The organism is Antarctobacter heliothermus, from assembly GCF_900188425.1.
GTDB classification, from domain to species: Bacteria; Pseudomonadota; Alphaproteobacteria; order Rhodobacterales; family Rhodobacteraceae; genus Antarctobacter; species Antarctobacter heliothermus.
In genome coordinates this window covers 19,441-33,510 of the sequence record NZ_FZON01000035.1, presented here as the reverse complement: position 1 = coordinate 33,510, position 14,070 = coordinate 19,441, and the positions used below count along the sequence as shown (strand labels likewise).

Sequence of the window (14,070 nt, the reverse complement as noted above, 5' to 3'; positions counted from 1 at the left end):
CCCCCATTATCTCTTGCGCTCGTCCAGTTCGGCGTTGAACAGCCGCAGCCGGTGGGCCAGTGCGTCGGTGTCCGTCACGCTGTCGAAATGCTCGAAAAGGAAAGACAGGGCTTCCCCTTCGTCGAGTCCCGCCTCATGGGCGAATTTCCGCAGCTTGCGATAGCCATCCTCGGTCATGGCGACCGGGAACCGGCGAGTCAGACGGAATCGTTTCGGCATGGCATCCTCCGGGGCTGTGCGCGCGGCGGGCTATCCCGCCGCGTCTACCTTTGCCTCAGAACGCGTCGGCCTCAAGCGCCATGACCGTTTCCGCGCCGCTCTCGATCCGTTTGAGATGCGTGGCAGTCATCGGCAACTGGCGCGCCATGTAGTAGCGCCCTGTGGCGACCTTGGTTGCGTAGAAATCGGAATTTCCGTCGCCAGCGGCCAGCTTGGCCTTGGCAGTCCAGGCCATTTTCGACCACATCAGTCCCAGGCAGACATGCCCGAAGAGGTGCATGAAGTCATAAGATCCGGACAGCGCGTTGTTCGGGTTCTTCATGCCGTTCTGCATGAAATACATGCCCGCCGCTTGCAGATCCTTCGATGCCGCCTTGAGCGGTTCAAGGAACTGCGTGTCAAACTCTTCGTCCTGGCCTTTGTGCTCATCGGCAAAGCTCTTGACCATCTCGAAGAAGGCCATGACGTGCTTGCCACCGTCCTGCGCCAGTTTACGCCCCACCAGATCCAGCGCCTGAACGCCGTTTGCACCTTCGTAGATCATGGCAATGCGCGCGTCGCGAGCAAACTGCGACATGCCCCATTCTTCGATATAGCCGTGGCCGCCGTAGACCTGCTGTGCGGCGGTCGCCATGTCAAAACCCTTGTCGGTCAGGAAGCCCTTGACCACCGGCGTCAGTAGGGAAATCAGACCGTCGGCGGCGGCATCATCTGTCTTGTGCGCGCGGTCGATCATCGACGCGCCCCAAAAGACAAAGGCCCGCGCCGCTTCGACAAAGCTTTTCTGGTCCATCAGGTTGCGGCGGATGTCGGGATGCACGATCAGCGGATCGGCAGGGCCATCGGGGTTCTTGACACCCGTCACGTCGCGGCCCTGAAGGCGGTCCTTGGCGTAGTCCACGGCGTTCTGGTAGGCGACTTGGGCTTGGGCATAGCCTTGCAGCCCAACACCGATGCGCGCTTCGTTCATCATGGTGAACATGGCGCGCATGCCCTTGTGTTCATCTCCCAGCAAATAGCCGGTGGCGTCGTCGTAGTCCATGACACAGGTCGAGTTGCCGTGAATCCCCATCTTTTCCTCGATCTTGCCGACCGAGACGCCATTGCGCGCGCCGGGGTTTCCCTCGGCGTCGACAATGAACTTGGGGACGATGAACAGCGACACGCCTTTGATGCCCTCAGGTCCGCCGGGGATCTTGGCGAGCACCAAATGGATCACGTTCTGGCTCATGTCGTGGTCGCCAGCGGAAATAAAGATCTTTTGCCCGGTGATGTGATAGCTGCCGTCATCCTGCGGCACTGCCTTGGTGCGCATCAGGCCCAGATCCGTGCCGCAATGCGGCTCGGTCAGGTTCATGGTGCCGGTCCACTCACAGCTCACCATCTTGGGGAGATACATGGCCTTTTGGTCGTCAGAGCCGTGCGCGTGGATCGCCGAATAGGCACCGTGGGTCAGGCCCGGATACATGTTGAAGGCCATGTTCGCGGCAGAAAACTGTTCGCCCACAGCGGTGGCCAGAACGTAGGGAAGGCCCTGACCGCCATAGTCCGGGTCGCAGTCCAGAGCGGTCCAGCCGCCCTCGCGCATCTGGTCAAAGGCCTCAAGGAAGCCCTTCGGCGTGCGCACCACGCCGTTTTCCAGCACACAGCCCTCTGTGTCGCCAACCTGGTTCAGCGGCGCCAGCACGTTTTCGGCCAGCTTGGCCGCTTCGCCAAGGATCGCCTCCAGTGTGTCACGGTCCAGATCCTCGTATCCGGGGATGTTTTGCGTGCTGATCTTCAGCACGTCGTCGAGGATAAACACCTGGTCTTGGGTTGGCGCTGTGTAGCTGGGCATGTCTCTCTCCCTAAAGTCCTGCCCGCGTCCCGGTCTACTGGGCCGCGCGCTTTTGCTCCATCGAGGCCAGCATCCGCTCGCCCCATTTCATCTGGTCCTGCAACTCTTCGATCGCGGTGTTCAGGTCTTCGCGCTGCCGGATCAGGTCCGCCAGTCGGTCCTTGGCCACACCATAGGCGGCTTCCAGTTGCGTATGCTGCTGGTCCCCCACATGGTACAGGTCCAACAGTTGCCGGATTTCCTCCAGGCTGAACCCAAACCGCTTGCCGCGCAGGATCAGTTTTAGCCGTGCCCGGTCACGCCGGGTAAACAGCCTCTTCTGGCCTTCGCGGATCGGGAAGAGCAGCTCCTTCTGCTCATAAAAGCGCAGGGTCCGAGGGGTTACCTCAAACGCTGAGCACATTTCCCGAATCGTCATCAGTTGCTCGTCTGTCATATCTCGCATCCCCGGCTCTCCGTTTTCGTCACAGTCGTGTCACAATGAGGAGGTGCAAGTTGTGCCGCTTTCATACAATGGGAATTCTCGTTGACGTAACTCATACGCTACGTCACTTTTATCTTGACGTAAGATAAGGCAAGGTCAAGCCGCCCAATGCGCAACAATTTTACCAAAGGGTAAAATTGTTGCCTGTGGAATGGCTTCGTTCGGGATGATGTCTGCAGGGCAGGCGGCGGGGCCAGATGCTCAACCAGCGCTGTTCAGAGTTTCGGCTGTCTCGTCGCGCAGCGATTTCAGTTCACCCATCGCCTCGTCCAGCTGTCGGCGCTCATCTTCAAGCTGCGCCAGTTGCCGGTCCGCCATGGCGACCCAGGCCCGCATTTGCGCCTCTGTGCCTTCATGTTCATAGATCAGCAGCCATTGGCGGATGTCTTCAAGCTGAAACCCGAATTTGCGCCCGCGCAGAATCAGGATCATCCGGGCGATCTCACGCGGGCCATAGTGACGCGCTCGGCCATCCCGGTCGGGCGTCAGAAGTTCGATGTATTCATAGTAACGCAGGGTTCGCGGTGTGACGTCGAACTTTGCGCACATCTCCTTGAACGTCAGTCGCGTGTCGCCCATGACCTGTCTCCCCTCGTCCAGACGGAATCTAAGGCCCCGTCGACCCCGAGACAACCCGCTGTCACGGCCAGACCGGCTTCGGGCCGCTTGCAGCGCTCGGCCCGCGCGCCCATAAAGACCTCCAAGGAGATCCTCCATGAGTGCAGACAAATCCCGGATTGCCCGTCAGTTCATTGATTCCATACCGCATTGCCGGGCCTTGGGCATGGCCATCACCGAAATCGGTGATGGCTTGGCAGAGATCAAATTACCCTATGACGCGCGCTTTATCGGCGACCCCGAAACCGGCGTGATTCATGGCGGCGCTGTCTCTGCCCTGATGGACACCTGTAGCGGCGCGGCGGTCATGAGCCATCCACGGTCCCCCGCAGGCACCGCCACCATTGACCTGCGCATCGACTACATGCGCCCGGCCACGCCCGGCCAGACCATCACTGCGCGCGCCGAATGCTATCACATCACCCGCTCTGTCGCCTTTGTTCGCGCCACCGCGACAGATGACGACCCGGAGAGGCCGGTGGCCACGGCGGCGGGCACCTTTACAGTAGAGGGCAAATGATGGCGCGCACCCCCCCCGAACCCGTTCAGATCATCAAGCAGCGCCGGGACGCGGCCCTTTCGGCGCTGGTGTCGGGCGTGCCGTACATGCAGTACCTCGGCGTCAACTTTGACCGGCGTGGCGATGAACTGACCGCCGTTCTGTCGTTTGACGACAAGCTGATCGGCAACCCGTTCCTGCCCGCGATCCACGGCGGTGTAACTGCCGCCTTCCTGGAGATCACCGCCATGGTCACGCTAAGCTGGACCTATCTTTGGCAGGACATCGAATCCGGCGCGCTTGATCCCGACGACATGGCGCGGGGCGCGCTGCCGCGCCTGCCCAAGACCATCGACTTTACCGTCGACTACCTACGCACGGGATTGCCGCGCGACGCCTACGCCCGCGCCCGCGTGACCCGTTCAGGCCGACGCTATGCCAGCGTGCAGGCCGAGGCGTGGCAGGACAACCGTGATCGCCCCATCGCAGAGGCCGCAGCCCATTTCCTGATGCCGCGTCAAGACGGCTGATCCATCTCCAGGTGCGGCCCTTGCCGTCGCGCAATGCCTGCCATACTCCGAAAGCCACATTTCAGGTGACGGGATCTTGACCCTGTCACGATGTCCGACAGTCGAAGTGCCATGACCACACCAGTGCCTATCACCCACGCCCGTGTCCTGCGGATTGCCGTGCCCATCGTGCTGGCGAACATGACCGTGCCGCTGCAAGGCGTGGCCGATACGGCCGTGATCGGCCAGATCCCCGATGCCACACCGATTGCCGCCGTCGCCGTCGGCGCGGCGCTGCTATCGACACTGCTGTGGGTCTTCGGCTTTTTGCGGATGGGGACGGCGGGCATGACCGCGCAGGCGCATGGCGCCGGCAATCGGGCCGAAGTTGCGGCGTTGTTGACCCGCGCGCTGATGATCGGTGGGGCAGGGGGTCTGTTGCTGATCCCACTTATGGGACCGATTGCCGATCTGGGATTTGCCTATTCGCCCGCCACTGAGGAGGTCAAAACCCTGGCTCGCGAGTACATGGACATCCGCATCCTGTCGGCGCCCGCAGCGGTGGCGATCTTCGGGATCAATGGCTGGCTGGGCGCGCAGGAACACACACGCGCGATGCTGGTGCTGCAAATCTGGATCGTCAGCCTGAACATCGCGCTGAACCTTCTGTTCGTGGTGGGCTGGGATCTCGGGGTTCCGGGGCTGGCATGGGCTACGGTCTGCGCCGACTGGACCGGCTTTGCCCTTGGGCTGTGGCTGTGCCGCCGGGCCTTTGCCAACCCGGCGTGGCGCGACTGGCCCCGCGTCTTTGACCGCGCCCGCCTGCGGGTCATGGCGATGGTCAACAGCGACATCCTGCTGCGATCCTTGATGCTGGAGGCGGTGCTGTTGTCGTTCATCTTTTACTACAGCGCGGGGTTTGGCGTCGCGGTGTTGGCAGCCAGCCATGTACTGCTGCACTTCATCCAGATCATGGCCTACGCGCTGGACGGATTCGCCTTTGCCGCCGAGGCGATGGTGGGTCAGGCTTTTGGCGCACGCGCCTTGGATCGGCTCAGGCGCGCGGTCTGGCTCACCAGTCTTTGGGGGTTTCTGTCGAACTTTGCCTTTGCGCTGGCCTTCGCACTGTTGGGGGGGCTGATCATCGACGGAATGACCAAGGATCCCGAGGTGCAGCAGGCGGCGCGCCGGTTCCTGCCGTGGATCGTGCTGGCGCCGGTACTTGGACTGCCCGCCTGGATGCTGGACGGCATTTTCATCGGTGCGACCCGCACCCGCGACATGCGCAACATGATGGCGATTTCGGTCGGGATCTATTTTATCGCGGCCACGCTGCTGATCCCGCTTTGGGGGCCGCATGGCATGTGGGCGGCGCTGATGATTGCCTTTGTGGCGCGCGGAGTCACGCTGGGCCTGCGCTATCCGTCGCTGGAACGCGCGGTGTTGGCTGGTTGAGCCGCCCTTGATGGACCATACCCTGATCCGCTAGGAAGCGGCGGCAAAAACCGCTTGTCCGAGGCGCGTCTCAGCACCTTTGCCCGCTCTTCCAACAGGTCTGCCTTGTTGAAGCAGCGCGGGGGGCGCCACCCTTACCGAACCGGGCGGGTCTGCGCCATTTGCCTCTGGTCACCAGTGCCCCAAATGCCCTATTCAGACGCCCAGACAGAGGAGTGGCGCAATGGACGATCTCATAAACAGCTTCATGACCGGCCCGGATGAGAAAGGCCGCTTTGGCATCTTCGGGGGCCGCTTTGTGTCTGAGACACTGATGCCGCTGATCCTCTCGCTGGAAGAGGAATACGAAAAGGCCAAGACTGACGACAGCTTTTGGGCGGAAATGGATTTCCTGTGGAAACACTATGTTGGCCGCCCGTCGCCGCTGTATTTTGCCGAACGTCTGACCGAACGCCTTGGCGGCGCCAAGGTCTACATGAAGCGCGATGAGCTGAACCACACCGGCGCCCACAAGATCAACAACGTCCTTGGCCAGATCATCCTGGCCCGCCGCATGGGCAAGACCCGGATCATCGCGGAAACAGGTGCTGGACAGCACGGCGTCGCCACCGCGACCGTCTGCGCCAAGTTCGGCCTGAAATGCGTGGTCTACATGGGCGCGCACGATGTCGAACGGCAGGCCCCGAACGTTTTCCGGATGAAGCTTCTGGGCGCAGAGGTCATCCCGGTGACGTCTGGCCGTGGCACGCTCAAGGATGCGATGAACGACGCGCTGCGCGACTGGGTGACCAACGTGCGTGACACGTTCTACTGCATTGGCACCGTGGCGGGGCCGCACCCCTATCCCGCGATGGTTCGTGATTTCCAGTCGATCATCGGCAAGGAAACGCGCGAACAGATGCAAGAGGCCGAGGGTCGCCTGCCGGACACGCTGGTTGCTGCCATCGGCGGCGGGTCAAATGCCATGGGGCTGTTCTTTCCCTTCCTTGATGACAAGGACGTCGCCATCATCGGGGTCGAGGCGGGCGGCAAAGGCGTGAACGCAAAGATGGAACATTGCGCCTCTTTGACCGGCGGGCGTCCCGGCGTTCTGCATGGCAACCGCACCTATCTGTTGCAGGACGACGATGGCCAGATCCTCGAAGGCTTTTCGATCTCGGCGGGCCTCGATTATCCCGGCATCGGGCCAGAGCACAGCTGGCTGCACGACGTGGGCCGCGCACAATACGTCTCGATCACCGACAAGGAGGCGCTGGCCGCTTTCCAGCTGTGTTGTGAGACCGAAGGCATCATCCCCGCGCTGGAGCCCAGCCACGCGTTGGCCCATGTCGCCAAGATCGCGCCTGACCTGCCCAAGGATCACATCATCTGCATGAACATGTGTGGACGGGGCGACAAGGACATCTTTACCGTGGCAAAACATCTGGGCGTCGACATGTCCGCCACCGAAGGCCGCAACGCGGGCTGACCCGCCAAAGAACGCCAGACAACTGCACAGTCCCGGGCACCCGCAGGTTGTCCGGGACCCGACAGGACCGACAGCGCAGGGCCACGGACCTGTCTGGCGCTTTCACCTTTTTCAGTGTCGCAAAACCCGCAACTTTCACAATTTCGCAATCGCTTTGACCGACAGGAAAGGGCGGGTCTGTCGGTCTGCGCTTTCCATTCGTTGCGCAATGGCGAAATATTGTTGCGCTTGCGTCACGGCACACTACGGCCCGGTATTCCATACTGGAGCGACTCGGCAATACGCGGCTATCCAGCACTCCCGGCCCCGATGGACCGGACCCCAGCGGGTGGAGGTGATCACTCCCCCGGTGCAGACGGCGCTGCCGTTCCTGTATGCCGGGGCCTGTTCGGGGGGCGGGATGACATTGTAGCTCAGTGGTAGAGCGTCAGACTCATTGTCTGAGAGCCGGGGGTTCAATTCCCTCCTGTGTCTCCAAATGTAGCTCATTGGTAGAGCATTCGACTGCTAATCGAAGTGTCGCAGGTTCGACTCCTGCCATTTAACCAAAGCCCTTGATGGAGGGCACCGGCCTCAAACGCCGGTCCGCGCAAGCGGTCCAAATCATAGGGTCCGGGGTGTTCTTTGCAGGGATCACCCACGCCAACCTCTGCGCGGCAACGCAAAGGGGGCGGCACCGGTTTTGCCTGCTCCGGCTGCTGGCCGGAGCGTCGAATGACGGTTCCGCCGGGTTCCGGTCTGCCGCTCGATGCCTGCATCGAGGGCACGCCGGGGCTCCGCGCCCCTCTCGTCGGCCTCTCGTCCGCCGTCGCGGCATGGGGGCATTCCGGGCCCGCCACTTTCACACCTGTGGGGCAAGCTTGCCTCCAACCCGATCAAAACAAAGGAACATCGCTTTGCGACGACGATAGGCACGCGGATAAGGAGACAACAGATGACCAACGTGTTGACTTTTTTCATCGACATGTTCACCGGACGTGAACGTGTCACGCTCACCGAGAAAGAGCGGATGCTGGTGCTTGTGCGGGGCCGTTTCGACGCGCTGCTTGGCCCTGGTGAGCATAAGATCCGACGCAATCACAGCGCGCGTGAGACTCACACCATCGACCGTCTCCGGTTTTCCTCGGGTTTTGACCGGGCGCTGTTCCGCAGCCGTCCCGACCTGACCGAAGGCCACCTGACAGAGGTGCGCACGGACGCCGGTGAGATCGCCGTGGTCTCGCGCGACGGGCGGCCGATTGAAGTGCTCTTTCCTGAAGACCGTGCGGTCTGGTGGACCGATGCGGGGCCCTTCACGGTGGAACGGTTCGATCTTGCGACCGAACCTCGGGTCGACGCAGCGTTTGCGCGGCGTATGGACCGGGCGGGCCTCAGCCGGGCGCTGACCTCTCTGCACGTGGCAGAGGGGCTGGTCGGGATGCTCTTTCTCGACGGGGTTCTGGCCGGTCGGCTGGAGCCGGGGGTCCATACCTTTTGGGCGGCGGGCCCGCGCGCCACGGTCAAGTTGGTGGATACCCGCCAGCGCGCGCATGAGGTTTCGGGGCAGGAGATCCTGACCAAGGACCGCGTGACGATCCGGGTCAACCTGACGGCTGTGTTCCGGGTGACGGATCCTGAGCGGGCCGTGACCGTGGTGACCGACTTCCTGGAGGCACTGCACCGCGCGGTGCAACTGGTCTTTCGCCGCCGCCTTGGGGCGCTGACGCTGGACCAGCTTCTGGCCGAAAAGGGGGCCATCGACGTCGAAGCAGGGGAGACCCTGCGGGCCGAGATGGCAAAGATCGGGATCGACCTGCAGGAGATCGCCCTCAAGGACGTGATCCTGCCCGGTGAGATCCGTGAGATCCTCAACCGTGTGGTCGAGGCCGAGAAAAGGGCCGAGGCCAACGTGATCCAGCGGCGCGAAGAAACGAACGCGATGCGCTCGCTTCTGAACACCGCAAAGGTCATGGAGGACAACCCCGTGATGCTGCGGCTGAAAGAGCTTGAGGCATTGGAGGCGATCGCCGGAAAGGTTGATCACCTCACCGTCCACAACGGGACGCAGGGCCTTATGCAGGACATCACGCGCCTGCGCGACTGACCGGCACGAAAAAGGCCGCTCCAGGAGACCGGGGCGGCCATTTGCGCAGGTCTATCCGGCGGGCTGGGTGGGCTTTGTGCATGTTGCATGACTGAGATAATGCGGTGAATTCAGGCAGAAATACTGGTTACTTTGGTCGGCATTTTGAAATATTCTCGCCAACCGTCAGGTCTTTGCGTCAAAGGCATTCTGTTCCAGGACAGGCAGGCGCACGATGTCCAGCGCAGAACGATGCGTCGCCGCCAGATTGACCTTGGGCGCGCACCCTTCATCATGTGCCTGCAAGAAACGCGCCGCACAAAGGCACCATTGATCCCCCGGTTTAAGGCCCGCAAAACCGAACTCTGGCCGCGGTGTCGACAAGTCGTTGCCGACGTATTTCGAATAAGCGAGAAACTCGGCCGTCATGACCGCACAGACCGTGTGGCTGCCCTGATCCTCGGCGCAGGTGTTACAGTGACCGTCCCGAAAGAACCCGGTCAGCGGCTCATGAGAACACGACTCAAGAGCACTGCCCAATACGTTGAAGGATGGTTCTTTTTTCAACATGTCTGACTTTCCTTCATTGGCCCGCAAGACGGCGCAGCATCTGCAACGCGTCGTCAAAGGCTCCGGCTTCGCGAAAACTGCGGTCCGCCGAGGTGACCGCGACCACCGTACCGCTCTGGCGGTCAATATAGACGTATTGGCCGTAAATACCACGCGCCATGAACTCACCCTCGCGGGCATCCGCGGGCATCCACCATTGGTAGCCATATTTCAACGCGCCCGGCGCGGTCTTGGCCGATGGAGTGGTGCTTTCCATCACCCATGCCTCGGGGAGAATCTGCTTGCCGATCAAGCGACCGCCATCGCGAAACATCTCACCCAGACGTGCATAGTCGCGGAGCGTCATGTTGAGACCGCCAAGTGCAAAGGCCACGCCGTAACCGTCTGACAGGTAATAAGGTTCTTTTTCGACGCCCATCGGTTCCAGCACGTTTTCTGCCAGTAGATCGGGCAGGCTGCGCCCGGTCGCGCCCCGCGCCACCATCGACAGAACATGTGTGTCAATGGACACATAGCGCCAGGCCTCTCCTGGCTGCTGATCGCGCATGTCAAGTCCCGCAGCAAACCCGTCCATCGATCCGCCAAGCGCAAGGACGCGCCCCATCTTGTTGATGTCACTCCAGAAATCCAGATAGTCTTCGTCAAAAACGACACCGGTGGACATCTGCAGGACGTTGCGGATGGTCGCGCCCTCGTAGGCGCTGCCCGCAAGGTCGGGGGCGTATTTGGTCACCGGGTCGTCCAGGGACATTACATGACCTTGCGCCAGCAAGATGCCGAAAAGAGAGGACAAATACGATTTTGCGATCGACCATGAGATGCGCAGATCGTCCGGGCCAGTACCCAGATAATAGCTCTCGTGTGCCAGAACGCCGTTCTTCAGGACAATCACCCCGGTGACAGAGCGACGTGTCAGCCAATCCTGCCACTCTGCAGGCATGGCCATCCGGGGTCCGTCCACGAGGGGCGCGGCGCGGACCTGGACAGGGATCGGAACCGTCTCGAACAGACGGTCCATGTGGCTGAAGTTCTCCACGATTTCGCTCTCGTCAAAGAGCGTCATGGTTGCGCGCAGACGTTGCACTTCTTCGCGATAGCCATAGCCCAGGGCGGCGACCCCGATCAGCAGGATCAGTCCCAGTCGGGCCGCGCGTCGCCCGATCATCGGAACTTGTCCGCCAGACGTTGCAGCGGATTGCGGGTGTCGTTCCCGCCCGCGCTGTCGTCAGGTGCCACCTTGGGGACCGCATCGGTCTTTGGTTTCGCGGGCGTTCTTGAGGGCCGGGGCGGCGACATGCGCAGCCCGACCGCATTCATGAACTTGCCCGGATCCCCCTCGGCCAGATACGCGGCACCGTCGGACATGCCACGCAGCAGGTCATCCAGCCAGTCCTGGTCGGCCTTGTGGAAATCATGCAGCACGTAGGCTGCCACCAGCTCCTTGCGTCCCGGGTGGCCGATGCCCAGCCGCACCCGCCGATACGCCTCGCCGACATGGGCGTGGATCGAACGCAACCCGTTGTGACCCGCGTGACCACCGCCGGTCTTTACCTTGCATTTGCCCGGCGCCAGATCCAGTTCGTCGTGGAACACGGTGACGTCTCCGGGCGCGAGTTTGTAAAAGCGCATCGCCTCGCCCACGGATTGCCCAGACAGGTTCATGAAGGTTTCCGGTTTCAGCAGCAGCACCTTTTCTCGGCCCAGCATCCCCTCTGCCAACTGGCCCTGGAACTTGGCTTTCCACGGGCCAAACCCATGATCCGCCGCGATCCGGTCCAGCGCCATAAAGCCGATGTTGTGCCGGTTGCCGGCGTATTTCGCGCCGGGATTGCCGAGACCTACGAATATCTGCACTCTGCCCTCCAAGACCGTAACTGCGCCCTATGTAGGCCAGAGCGGGTAGAGATCACAACGGGAGAGCAGGATGTACCTGACCATGAACCGCTTCAAGGTCGTCACGTCACAGACGCAGGCGTTCGAGGACATCTGGACGCGCCGCGACAGCCATCTGAAAACCGTCCCGGGCTTTGTCAGCTTTGCGCTGATGAAGGGGCCAGAGCGTGCCGACCACGTTTTGTATGCCTCGCATACGGTCTGGAAAGACGAGCAAAGCTTTGCCAACTGGACAAAGTCGGCGTCATTTCGGGCCGCGCATTCCGGGGCCAAAAGCTCTAACCACATGTATCTGGATCCGCCAGAGCTCGAAATCTTTCAGGCGGTCCAGGTTCTCACCGCCTGAGTCTTGCGCACGTCGCGGCTTCTTCTGGCCCAAAATATCCCGGGGGTGAGGCCGCAGGCCGAGGGGGCAGCGCCCCCTTGTACGCAACAAAAAAAACCCCGCGCAGTGGCGGGGGTTTTCCGAATTCACGCTGCAAAGGATCTCAGTCCTCTGCGGCCTCGGTCTCGACTTCTTCGGCGTCGGCGTCATCTTCATCGCCTGCCGCCGTCAGACCCGACGGAGCAGAGATGTTGCAAATGACAAAGTCGCGGTCGATCGTCGGCTTGGAACCCTCGGGCAGGGTCACGTCCGAGATGTGGACGATGTCGCCGATTTCCATGCCGGTCAGGTCAATGGTGACCTTCTCGGGGATGTCGCCGGCGGTCACGATCAGTTCGATCTCGGGGCGCACAACAGTCAGCATGCCGCCGCGCTTCAGGCCGGGGGTCTCTTCTTCGCCGATGAACTCGACCGGGATGAAGAGGTTGATCTTCGAGGTGCGGCGCAGGCGCATGAAATCGACATGCGTCGGCAGGTCCTTGACCACGTCACGCTGCACGTCGCGGCAGATGACGCGCACGTCCTCATGTCCATCGACCTTCAGGTTGAACAGGGTCGACTTGAACCGTCCGGCCTTCAGCCGGTGGAACAGCTTGTTGAACGGAAGGTTGATCGGCAGCGGGTCTTTCTCGCCACCAAAAACGATCCCCGGAACCATGCCGTCGCGACGTGCCTGACGAGCGGCGCCCTTGCCTGTCCCCGTCCGTTCCAGAGCTTCGAGATCAGGAATCTCACCAGCCATATTAATTCTCCATCTATAAGTGCAGGGTGCCTCCAAGGCTGTCACCCCGCGTGAAGCCGTGCCGGTAAACCGGATCGCCCCGCAAGGCAAGCGGTTTCATGCCACGCGGGGTCGGTTTCGCGCTGGACGAGGCGGGCGCGGCATGGCACCCGCAAGGCATGTTGAGAGACTTGTACATCAGCCGTGGCCCGGCGGCAGCCTTTGTTGCCGTGGGCCTGTATTGGGGCGCATTTGCGGCTTTGGTGCCGGACCTGAAGCCGCAGGTGGGCTTGTCGGATGGCGGGTTCGGGCTGGCCATGCTGGTGTCAGCCACCGGGGCGGTCATGGCAATGTGGCTGGCGCCCTGGGTGCAGCGGCGGTTGGGGACCGTGGATCTGCCAGTGCTGGGTGTCGTCATGGCGGCGGCCTTTCTCTTGCCGGGCCTGTCGGGAACAGGTGCGGGGTTTGCCCTGGCGATGATGGCGGGGGCGATGGCCTCTGGCACGCTGGACGTGTCGATGAACGCGCGGCTTTCCCTGCTTGAGGGCCAGTCGCGGCGGTCGCTGATGAACCTCAACCACGGGCTGTATTCGTTGTCTTACGCGGTCGCCGCCCTTTCGACCGGGCTGGCCCGAGAGGCGGGCTGGTCGCCCTTGGCGGTGTTTTCGGCGCTGGCGCTGCCGGTTCTGGCGCTTTGTGTCCAGATGGCCCGCGCCCCGGTGCGCGAAACCCCGCGTGCCGCCAATGCGCCCGAGTCGGCGCCATTGTCCTGGGCCTTGCTGGGGCCGCTGGGGGTGATCGTGCTGCTGGGCTTTATGGCAGAGCAGGGGACAGAGGGCTGGTCAGCGCTGCATCTCGAACGGGGGTTGGGCGCAGGGGCGGCCATGGGCGCGCTGGGGCCTGCGATCCTGGGGCTGACCATGGCGGTCGGGCGGTTTGGTGGTCAGGTGGTGGCGCAGCGGGTGTCAGAGGCGTCTGTGATCCGGCTGGCGGCGCTGCTGACGGCGGTGGGCGCTGTCTGTGCCGCCTGGGCGCCCAACCTGCCGGTGGCCTATCTGGGCTTTGCCATTCTGGGGTTCGGCGTCTCCGTGGTCGCACCGATGGCCTTTTCCTGGTGCGGTCGGTTGGTCGCATCCGAGTACAAGGCGCTGGCCATCAGCCGGGTGGCGGTCCTGGGCTATGCCGGCTTTTTCATCGGACCGCCGCTGATGGGCGGCCTGTCCGAAGCCTTTGGCCTGGCCGCCTCTTTCAGCATGGTGGGCGGTCTGATGCTGGTGATCCCGCTGGTTCTGGTGCCGCTGGCGATGCGGTTTGAGGGACGTGAGGCGCGCCCAGCAGAGTGATGCGCGC

15 protein-coding genes and 2 tRNA genes are annotated in these 14,070 nt (G+C 62.3%); 9 read left to right on the top strand and 8 right to left on the bottom strand.

Annotation, left to right across the window (positions count from 1 at the left end; genetic code table 11):
• Window positions 1-6 precede the first annotated feature (6 nt).
• The 4 genes from CHB90_RS16525 to CHB90_RS16510 all read right to left on the bottom strand — a co-directional run bounded on the left by CHB90_RS16525 (window position 7) and on the right by CHB90_RS16510 (window position 3,119).
• Window positions 7-219 carry a hypothetical protein gene (locus tag CHB90_RS16525; RefSeq protein WP_089278966.1) on the bottom strand — a complete coding sequence of 71 codons (213 nt, stop codon included), beginning with the start codon at window positions 217-219 and terminating at the stop codon, window positions 7-9.
• Between the two features lie 55 nt (window positions 220-274).
• Window positions 275-2,056, bottom strand: coding sequence for an acyl-CoA dehydrogenase C-terminal domain-containing protein (locus tag CHB90_RS16520; RefSeq protein WP_089278965.1), 1,782 nt, complete (start codon window positions 2,054-2,056; stop codon window positions 275-277).
• Between the two features lie 34 nt (window positions 2,057-2,090).
• Window positions 2,091-2,492, bottom strand: coding sequence for a MerR family transcriptional regulator (locus tag CHB90_RS16515; RefSeq protein ID WP_089278989.1), 402 nt, complete (start codon window positions 2,490-2,492; stop codon window positions 2,091-2,093).
• A 249-nt stretch (window positions 2,493-2,741) separates the two neighbouring features.
• On the bottom strand, window positions 2,742-3,119 hold the full coding sequence (locus CHB90_RS16510) for a MerR family transcriptional regulator (protein ID WP_089278964.1): 378 nt from the start codon (window positions 3,117-3,119) through the stop codon (window positions 2,742-2,744).
• Between the two features lie 136 nt (window positions 3,120-3,255).
• On the opposite strand from CHB90_RS16510, the gene CHB90_RS16505 reads away from it, so the two are divergent.
• The 7 genes from CHB90_RS16505 (at window position 3,256) to CHB90_RS16475 (ending at window position 9,172) form a co-directional block, all read left to right on the top strand.
• The gene (locus CHB90_RS16505; RefSeq protein ID WP_089278963.1) at window positions 3,256-3,678 is read left to right on the top strand and encodes a PaaI family thioesterase; all 423 of its coding nucleotides are present in this window, start codon (window positions 3,256-3,258) and stop codon (window positions 3,676-3,678) included.
• Window positions 3,678-4,187: a PaaI family thioesterase gene (locus CHB90_RS16500; protein ID WP_089278962.1), complete on the top strand. Its 510-nt coding sequence runs from the start codon at window positions 3,678-3,680 to the stop codon at window positions 4,185-4,187. Before CHB90_RS16505 ends, CHB90_RS16500 begins: the two co-directional genes overlap by 1 nt.
• A 90-nt stretch (window positions 4,188-4,277) precedes the next feature.
• A complete protein-coding gene (locus tag CHB90_RS16495) occupies window positions 4,278-5,621 on the top strand; it encodes an MATE family efflux transporter (protein ID WP_245823275.1) in 1,344 nt (447 codons plus the stop codon).
• A 223-nt stretch (window positions 5,622-5,844) separates the two neighbouring features.
• Window positions 5,845-7,089, top strand: a complete 1,245-nt coding sequence (trpB, locus tag CHB90_RS16490) for a tryptophan synthase subunit beta (protein ID WP_089278961.1) — start codon at window positions 5,845-5,847, stop codon at window positions 7,087-7,089.
• A gap of 402 nt (window positions 7,090-7,491) precedes the next feature.
• Window positions 7,492-7,566 (top strand) — tRNA-Met (locus CHB90_RS16485).
• A tRNA-Ser gene (locus CHB90_RS16480) sits at window positions 7,565-7,637 on the top strand. The genes CHB90_RS16485 and CHB90_RS16480 overlap by 2 nt, the downstream gene beginning before the upstream one ends.
• Window positions 7,638-8,023: 386 nt before the next feature.
• Window positions 8,024-9,172 (top strand): slipin family protein, encoded by a 1,149-nt coding sequence (locus CHB90_RS16475; protein ID WP_212591611.1) that lies wholly within the window; start codon window positions 8,024-8,026, stop codon window positions 9,170-9,172.
• 165 nt (window positions 9,173-9,337) lie between these two features.
• Here the strand turns inward: CHB90_RS16475 and CHB90_RS16470 are convergent, their stop codons facing one another.
• From CHB90_RS16470 to pth, 3 genes are read right to left on the bottom strand one after another with little or no spacing between them, the layout of a single operon-like run.
• Entirely contained in the window at window positions 9,338-9,721 is a 384-nt protein-coding gene (locus CHB90_RS16470; protein WP_089278960.1) for a DUF2237 family protein, read from the bottom strand.
• Window positions 9,722-9,734: 13 nt separating this feature from the next.
• Complete coding sequence (locus CHB90_RS16465; protein WP_089278959.1) at window positions 9,735-10,886, bottom strand: serine hydrolase domain-containing protein; 1,152 nt, start codon at window positions 10,884-10,886, stop codon at window positions 9,735-9,737.
• A complete protein-coding gene (gene pth / locus CHB90_RS16460) occupies window positions 10,883-11,575 on the bottom strand; it encodes an aminoacyl-tRNA hydrolase (protein WP_089278958.1) in 693 nt (230 codons plus the stop codon). Before pth ends, CHB90_RS16465 begins: the two co-directional genes overlap by 4 nt.
• A 70-nt stretch (window positions 11,576-11,645) precedes the next feature.
• Here pth and hmuQ point away from each other — a divergent pair, with 70 nt between their 5' ends.
• Window positions 11,646-11,960, top strand: a complete 315-nt coding sequence (hmuQ, locus tag CHB90_RS16455; RefSeq protein WP_089278957.1) for a heme-degrading protein HmuQ — start codon at window positions 11,646-11,648, stop codon at window positions 11,958-11,960.
• 142 nt (window positions 11,961-12,102) lie between these two features.
• On the opposite strand, the gene CHB90_RS16450 is transcribed toward hmuQ, so the two are convergent.
• Window positions 12,103-12,741, bottom strand: a complete 639-nt coding sequence (locus CHB90_RS16450) for a 50S ribosomal protein L25/general stress protein Ctc (RefSeq protein ID WP_089278956.1) — start codon at window positions 12,739-12,741, stop codon at window positions 12,103-12,105.
• Window positions 12,742-12,839: 98 nt separating this feature from the next.
• Between CHB90_RS16450 and CHB90_RS16445 the strand changes: the two genes are divergently transcribed.
• Complete coding sequence (locus tag CHB90_RS16445) at window positions 12,840-14,063, top strand: MFS transporter (protein WP_245823274.1); 1,224 nt, start codon at window positions 12,840-12,842, stop codon at window positions 14,061-14,063.
• Window positions 14,064-14,070 lie beyond the last annotated feature (7 nt).

What these genes read in the sequence shown, in the direction of transcription:
- CHB90_RS16515 (WP_089278989.1), bottom strand. Translation starts at nt 2,492, where the DNA reads ATGACAGACGAGCAACTGATGACGATTCGGGAAATGTGCTCAGCGTTT.
- trpB (WP_089278961.1), top strand. Translation starts at nt 5,845, where the DNA reads ATGGACGATCTCATAAACAGCTTCATGACCGGCCCGGATGAGAAAGGC.
- CHB90_RS16510 (WP_089278964.1), bottom strand. Translation starts at nt 3,119, where the DNA reads ATGGGCGACACGCGACTGACGTTCAAGGAGATGTGCGCAAAGTTCGAC.
- CHB90_RS16520 (WP_089278965.1), bottom strand. Translation starts at nt 2,056, where the DNA reads ATGCCCAGCTACACAGCGCCAACCCAAGACCAGGTGTTTATCCTCGAC.
- CHB90_RS16500 (WP_089278962.1), top strand. Translation starts at nt 3,678, where the DNA reads ATGGCGCGCACCCCCCCCGAACCCGTTCAGATCATCAAGCAGCGCCGG.
- CHB90_RS16505 (WP_089278963.1), top strand. Translation starts at nt 3,256, where the DNA reads ATGAGTGCAGACAAATCCCGGATTGCCCGTCAGTTCATTGATTCCATA.
- CHB90_RS16470 (WP_089278960.1), bottom strand. Translation starts at nt 9,721, where the DNA reads ATGTTGAAAAAAGAACCATCCTTCAACGTATTGGGCAGTGCTCTTGAG.
- CHB90_RS16465 (WP_089278959.1), bottom strand. Translation starts at nt 10,886, where the DNA reads ATGATCGGGCGACGCGCGGCCCGACTGGGACTGATCCTGCTGATCGGG.
- CHB90_RS16495 (WP_245823275.1), top strand. Translation starts at nt 4,278, where the DNA reads ATGTCCGACAGTCGAAGTGCCATGACCACACCAGTGCCTATCACCCAC.
- hmuQ (WP_089278957.1), top strand. Translation starts at nt 11,646, where the DNA reads ATGTACCTGACCATGAACCGCTTCAAGGTCGTCACGTCACAGACGCAG.
- CHB90_RS16450 (WP_089278956.1), bottom strand. Translation starts at nt 12,741, where the DNA reads ATGGCTGGTGAGATTCCTGATCTCGAAGCTCTGGAACGGACGGGGACA.
- CHB90_RS16525 (WP_089278966.1), bottom strand. Translation starts at nt 219, where the DNA reads ATGCCGAAACGATTCCGTCTGACTCGCCGGTTCCCGGTCGCCATGACC.
- CHB90_RS16475 (WP_212591611.1), top strand. Translation starts at nt 8,024, where the DNA reads ATGACCAACGTGTTGACTTTTTTCATCGACATGTTCACCGGACGTGAA.
- CHB90_RS16445 (WP_245823274.1), top strand. Translation starts at nt 12,840, where the DNA reads ATGCCACGCGGGGTCGGTTTCGCGCTGGACGAGGCGGGCGCGGCATGG.